The sequence below is a fragment of the Mesorhizobium sp. M7A.F.Ca.CA.001.10.2.1 genome (assembly GCF_003998575.1).
Lineage (GTDB): Bacteria > Pseudomonadota > Alphaproteobacteria > Rhizobiales > Rhizobiaceae > Mesorhizobium.
Window position 1 is genome coordinate 1 of record NZ_RZQY01001262.1, and the last position, 616, is coordinate 616.

The window sequence follows — 616 nt, forward strand, 5'->3', positions numbered from 1 at the left end:
GGATGGAACGTCCTAGGTTAGACGTCGCCTGGCGGCGGCAACCAGATTTGAAAGAAGCCTTTATCATGAGTCCCAAATTCCTCCGCATCGCGGTCGTGCTCGGCTTGTTGTCCGCCATCGGCCCGTTCGCCATCGACATGTATCTGCCCGCGTTGCCGTCGATCGGCGCGGATCTGCATGCCAGCACCGCTGCCGTGCAGATGAGCCTGTTGATCTTCTTCCTGTCGATGGGTTTTGGCCAGATCGTCGTCGGGCCGATCTCCGACATGGTCGGCCGCAAGCTGCCGCTTTATGGCGGCCTTGCGCTGTTCATGGTTGGCGGCATCGGTTCGGCAATGGCGCCGACCATCGAATGGCTGATCGCTTTCCGTTTCCTGCAAGGGCTTGGCGCCAGCGCCGGCATGGCCGTTCCGCGCGCCATTGTGCGCGACCTGCACACCGGCAATGAGGCCGCCAAGCTGATGTCCTTGCTGATGCTGGTGTTCTCGGTGTCGCCGATCCTGGCGCCGCTGACCGGCAGCGTGATCATCGAGAGTTTCGGCTGGCGCGCCGTGTTCTGGACGGTGACGGGCGCGGCCGCCCTTGCCACGGTGCTGCTCGCAACCTCGCTCAAGGA

1 protein-coding gene is annotated in these 616 nt (G+C 63.3%); it reads left to right on the forward strand.

Features of this window, described 5'->3' with window-relative positions:
• Window positions 1-65: 65 nt before the first annotated feature.
• Window positions 66-616: MFS transporter (locus EN964_RS36530; RefSeq protein WP_127277595.1), on the forward strand; the 551-nt coding region annotated here is incomplete at its 3' end.